At 44.5% G+C, this 5,693-nt stretch carries 6 protein-coding genes; 4 read left to right on the forward strand and 2 right to left on the reverse strand.

Annotation, left to right across the window (positions count from 1 at the left end):
* Positions 1 to 626 precede the first annotated feature (626 nt).
* Positions 627 to 2,423, reverse strand: coding sequence for a DNA helicase RecQ (gene recQ / locus Q7J27_12795; protein MDO9530017.1), 1,797 nt, complete (start codon positions 2,421 to 2,423; stop codon positions 627 to 629).
* A 255-nt stretch (positions 2,424 to 2,678) separates the two neighbouring features.
* Here recQ and Q7J27_12800 point away from each other — a divergent pair, with 255 nt between their 5' ends.
* The 4 genes from Q7J27_12800 to Q7J27_12815 all read left to right on the forward strand — a co-directional run bounded on the left by Q7J27_12800 (position 2,679) and on the right by Q7J27_12815 (position 4,562).
* Positions 2,679 to 2,897, forward strand: coding sequence for a type II toxin-antitoxin system HicB family antitoxin (locus Q7J27_12800; GenBank protein ID MDO9530018.1), 219 nt, complete (start codon positions 2,679 to 2,681; stop codon positions 2,895 to 2,897).
* Complete coding sequence (locus Q7J27_12805; GenBank protein MDO9530019.1) at positions 2,894 to 3,073, forward strand: type II toxin-antitoxin system HicA family toxin; 180 nt, start codon at positions 2,894 to 2,896, stop codon at positions 3,071 to 3,073. The genes Q7J27_12800 and Q7J27_12805 overlap by 4 nt, the downstream gene beginning before the upstream one ends.
* Positions 3,074 to 3,323: 250 nt before the next feature.
* Positions 3,324 to 4,280 carry a transposase gene (locus Q7J27_12810; protein ID MDO9530020.1) on the forward strand — a complete coding sequence of 319 codons (957 nt, stop codon included), beginning with the start codon at positions 3,324 to 3,326 and terminating at the stop codon, positions 4,278 to 4,280.
* A gap of 81 nt (positions 4,281 to 4,361) precedes the next feature.
* Positions 4,362 to 4,562, forward strand: a complete 201-nt coding sequence (locus Q7J27_12815) for a hypothetical protein (protein MDO9530021.1) — start codon at positions 4,362 to 4,364, stop codon at positions 4,560 to 4,562.
* A 682-nt stretch (positions 4,563 to 5,244) separates the two neighbouring features.
* On the opposite strand, the gene Q7J27_12820 is transcribed toward Q7J27_12815, so the two are convergent.
* On the reverse strand, positions 5,245 to 5,693 hold a 449-nt coding region (locus Q7J27_12820), incomplete at its 5' end, for a hypothetical protein (protein MDO9530022.1).

The following is a 5,693-nucleotide window of genomic DNA, read 5'->3' on the forward strand; positions in this document are numbered from 1 at the left end:
TATCTCCTCACGCACTAAATTGAAGCGCACCCATGCAATATAGGTAAAAAAAGGTCCGTATGTCAAGTTAATTTGGGAGTCGCATGTTCTGGTTATAACCCGAGAAACTGTATCGCCATTCCGCAGAGGCCTATCGATCCACCGACCAGGGTAACACCATCGGCACCGACCTCTTTTGCATGCACACAAAGACCTCTTTGTTGATGGTGTTAACTTTCGCAGTCACACTGGGAATCGAGGATTTTCTCTCCTGAACAGGAATTCATATTATTTGCTTGCCTGCTTTCCATTTTTCCACCACACATTTATCAGATTAATCCCTTTTAGTTCAAGGGATTATTTGGAAAATCTATTTTCCCCGCTTTGGATATCCGGGGGACGGTGTACATATTGTTGCCTCTTTTCTTCGGATCTCAGCATGTGTCCTCCCAGCAGATATTTGTAAAGATTCTTTGACAGTCTGGTAAAAAGTCTCAAAATGTGTCATTTGTCATCCTGAACTCGTTTCAGGATCTCACTTGTTTCAGCATCTAAATATTTCAACAAGTTAGAGACCCTGAATGATCCTGAAACAAGTTCAGGACATGATTTTGGGTGACAAAAACTGACTTTTTACTAATGCATCATTATTTATGATGCTCACGGCAGTATCCATCGATGATATCCAGAAAGATCGTACCGTATTTTTTATACTTTACCGATCCGACACCATGAATATGAAGCAGGCTTTCTTGGGACCGTGGGAAAAATGCCGCCATTTCTATCAATGTTTTATCCGGGAAAATGACATAGGGCGGAATACCGGCTTTATCGGCAAGTTCCTTCCGCTTCTTCCTCAGCTTTTCAAACAGAACACGATCATACTCGTACTCCTTTCCTTTTCCCTTTCTGTCCTCGATATGCTCTTCCTCGAGTCTTCCGAGAACAATTTCGTTGCCTTTAAAAACATCATATGCCTTTCCGGTAAGCTTCAGACCCCCGTACTCCGCGTCCTGGGTCATTAAGCCTTTCTGAATAAATTGCCGCGCAAGATGAAACCACTGTTTTCTTGAATACTCTTTTCCGATGCCATGAGTTGACAGATTCTGGTGTCCGAACTTCAATACCTTCTGTGATTGTGAGCCGCGCAGAACATCAATGATGTGATTCGCTCCGAATACCTCATCTGTCCGCTTTACGCATGAGAGAAACTTCTGGGCCGGAACGGTAATATCCACAAACTTTCTTTCTCCCGCCAGGCAGTTGTCGCACATATCACATTTTTCAGTAGAATAATCTTCTCCGAAATATGTCAGGAGAGGCCGGCGGCGGCACACCTCTGTTTCGGTAAATTGCAACATGGCATTGAGATGGATGTTGGCAATTCGTTGTTCATTATCGTCTTTCTGGTTTATGAAATACTTGATTTTCCGAATATCAGCATAGCTGAACAATAACAGGCAATGGGCACTTAATCCATCGCGTCCGGCTCGACCGATTTCCTGATAGTAGGTATCAATATTTTTAGGAAGATCAAAATGAATAACGAAGCGGACATTGGGTTTATTGATCCCCATTCCGAAGGCGATTGTGGCAACTATAATCTGCACATCATCCCTGATAAACAATTCCTGATTTCGTGTGCGCTTTACGTCGGATAATCCGGCATGATAGGGCCTGACGGAATACCCCTTGCTTTTCAATATCTCATACAGATCATCCACCTGTTTGCGGGAAAAACAGTAAATAATGCCCGATTGATCCGGATACTTCTCGAGAAATTCTATGGTTTGTGAGACCGGCTTGCTTTTCGGGGTGATCTGAATGAACAGGTTTTCCCTGTTAAAGCTGGCGATAAATTCATTTGAAGCATCAAAATTAAGGTTGCTTTTTATATCTTCCTGAACTCTCGGTGTCGCCGTTGCCGTAAGAGCGATACGCGTGGCAGAAGGGAAACGAGACCTGACTGCTACAAGCTGCCTGTATTCCGGTCGAAAATCGTGCCCCCATTCCGAAATACAATGGGCTTCATCTATTGCCAGACAATCAACCCGGAGCGAGGAAAGCAGCGACAGCATCCTCGGTGTTAGAAGGGCTTCCGGGGCAAGGTAAAGCAATTTGACCCCGTTTTTCATCAAACGTTCTACATTGCGGTTATATTCTTCATTAGACAATGAACTGTTCAGGAATATCGCAGGGACATCAAGTTCCGCTAATTGTTCCACCTGATCCTTCATCAGCGAAATCAGGGGCGAAACAACAACGGTCAAACCCTTAAAAATGAGGGCGGGGATTTGATAACAGAGCGATTTCCCCCCTCCCGTAGGCATAATAACGAGCGTGTCTCTTTTCTTGAGAACATTTCCTATAATTTCTCTTTGAAGAGGCCTGAATTCATCATATCCGAACACATCTCCGAGAATAGTTTTTGCCCTGTCTGTCATAGTCCGCTGTTTGTCTTTCTGATAATCTTAGAGCCATTTCCACATGAGAGGTTTGCATAACTACGTTTCTGGTCATTGCGAGGAGCTAAGCGACGCGGCAATCTATTATGATTATAAAATTCTTGCTTTTCCATTAAAAATTATGCTCTATTAACATACGATTAAAGTCAAGAAACAATATGCTGATATCCAATATTATTGATTTATTTCTTAACATTTAATGGTTCGGTCAACAACAAACGATAGGAGATTATAATGAAGGCAGAATTTACAGCAATCATAGAAGCCGCACCCGAGGGCGGCTTTTGGGCTATCTGTCCGGAGGTGCCTGGTGCCAACGGACAGGGCGAGACGATAGAGGAAACCAAGGTTAGTCTGCGTCAGGCTATTGAATTGATCTTGGAGGATCGCAAGGCTGACATTCTCCGAGGGCTGCCCGAGGATGCTATCCAAGACACGGTGATGATTGGATGAAACGACGAGACTTGGAGCGAAGGTTGAGAATCGCGGGTTGCTATCTGAAACGGGAAGGAGCCTCGCATTCACTTTGGATTAATCCGAAGAACGGAGCGATGGAAGCTGTCCCCCGGCACGCCGAGATCAAAGAACCATTGGCAAAGAAGATTTTGAAGAATCTCAATGCAGATTAAGTGACCGAACAAGGCTAATTCAGCCGACGCAAAAAGCCGCGCGGCTGATTAGCGGCGTTGTGTGTCCAAATCGGAATAAATAGGAAACCGCAAAATGGAAACTTTCATTAGCTACGCATCTGACATCAAACAGCATATTGGCATATTGCGGTATATTGGCGGTATATTGGGGTCAGCCCTTGACAAGGGACATGTTGTTTGATAGTATCCTCTCTCAAGCATACTCAAGCATAGGGAGGAAAAGATATTTATGGCTCGGCCTTTGCGGATTGAATACGAAGGGGCTTTTTACCATGTAACAGCCAGGGGAAATGAACGAAGAAAGATTTATTATGCCGAAGCAGACTATGAAAAATTCAAGAGTTATTTAAGAGATGCTCAGGAGAAATACGGCTGCCAACTTCACTGTTATGTCCTCATGACCAACCATTATCACCTGCTCATAGAAACGCCAAATGCTAATATGAGCAAGGTGATGCATCATATCAATGGTTCCTACACAAACCATATCAATAGAAAAAGGAAACGGAGCGGCCACCTTTTTCAAGGAAGATACAAAGCTATTCTCATTGATCGGGACAGCTACCTGCTTGAATTAAGTCGTTATGTTCACTTAAATCCGGTCAGAGCAAAAATGGTTGCGAAACCAGAAGACTATCCTCACAGCAGCTATAGGTCATTTATTTCCAACAGCAAGGAAGATATTGTCTATCATGATCTCATTCTGGACATGATCTCGACAGATACGAAAGACTCACGGAAAAGGTACAGAGATTTTGTTGAGGGGGAAATTGAAGAGGGACTGGAGAATCCTCTAAAGAACGTTTATGGCGGAGCGATATTGGGAGGGAAAACATTTATCAGGGAGTCTTTGGGAAGACTAAAGGGTGGGATTCTGCAGAAGGAAGAGATCGCATACAGGAAAGAGCTGCAAGCTGCATACGGATCTGACGATGTTATAGAGACCATTTGTGCTTATTTCAAAGTCTCCCGTGAGGATGTTTTTAGCAATTGTGGGGAATACAGAAATATGGCGATCTACCTGATGAAAAAGTTAACAGGTATGACAAACAAGCAAATAGGACATCTTTTTGGAGGTCTCAGCTATTCTGCAGTGGCCAAGGTGTATCAAAGATTTTCGGCGAAGGCAGCAAGGGACAAGTTGCTAAAAAAAAGTGTTAGGGGAATCAGGGCTAATTTGTCCTAAGTCAAGGGCTGACCCCCTTCTCTTAGTGACAAAGCGATTCCGGTAATATCCAAAAAAGGAAATGGCGAGCTTCGCTATGCCTTGTATCAGGCAGCTAACGTAGCAGCCGCAAGAGTTGATTTATTCAGAACATACTTTACCAAGCTTCTTCGTGGAAGAGAACGTGAGCGTGGGATTAAAAGAAAGATGCACGTTAAGCTGGCCGCAAAAATGCTGGTGATCGCATGGACTTTGATGAAAAAAAGGGAAGTATTTAACTCTGATTATCTAAATATAGAATAGACAATTTTACATCTTCGGCGAGAGAGCCCGTGCAGGGACGTCGGGGCATTAGACCTCTGGAGGGACAATACTGGGCCTCTCACTGAACTTTGAAATCTGGATAAGGGATGATTAGCAGCAGCATTTAGTTGCGGCATGCTGGATAATCGTAACGATCAGATGCGTGGTTCGCGATAGTGGGAGATTCGCCGAAAAATTTTTTAACAAGCTATAAGGAGAAGTACGCTCAAAAATTAGCCGCTCTTCTATCTTGTTGAATTAATTCGTTTGTTGAAAATGCACACTTTATGCTTGACGGAAGGATTATAGGATGTCCCCCTTCCCCCTAATGGTTCTCGGCGTTCTCGGTGCATCTATGTTGAGGGGCTCATTATGGCTTTTTATCTTGAGCTTGGCCTTAGGAGTAATTTGGGTCAGCGATTTGCGTGCCCACCACTACACATATAGACGAAAGGCTGTGGACTTGCGCCCATAAAATTATAAGATTCTCTGATAGATTAGTGGAAACTTATATTTTGATGGGGTCGAAAATGGGGGTCGGGCCGCAAGGTAGCGGATTCGAAAGATTTGTATCATCTTCGTGAATCGCAGGCTGCTTGCAATAGCAATTTTACGCCTGAAAATAGCGTTTTAAGAGCTAAAAACACTTATGTTTGGGAGGTTAACCCATCAGGAAGCTTCCCTACACCTCGAACACTTTTAGAACTTCGTCACCGTAGTGGTTGATCACCTTGACAGCGATCTTGCCGGTCTGAGGTCTCGCGAAGGGTCGGCTGGTGGTGCTGTAAAGGCTCGCCCAGGCCGCCTCATCAATCTCTGCCCGCAGCGCACGCTTGAGTTTTTCGTAGGGATTATCTGCTCCGGTGAAATAGGCGTGACGTACAAAAAAGCTCTCGCCGTTGTAATCGGTGTCGATGAACCAGCAGGCGATGTCGTTGGTGGAGTCGCTGCGAATCTCACCGGTCGTCGGGTCATACACGTCTACACCTTTGATTTCCACCACGAGTGTTCCGTCTTTCTGCTTTTTGATATCCACGTCCGGTTCGCCAAAAACCATGAACAGGTTGCCCGCCCCGGTCTTCTTCAAGAGATCATCACCCATAGCCAGGTCGGGGTTCATCTTGACGGGCA

The organism is Syntrophales bacterium (genome assembly GCA_030655775.1).
In the GTDB taxonomy this organism is placed as follows: domain Bacteria; phylum Desulfobacterota; class Syntrophia; order Syntrophales; family JADFWA01; genus JAUSPI01.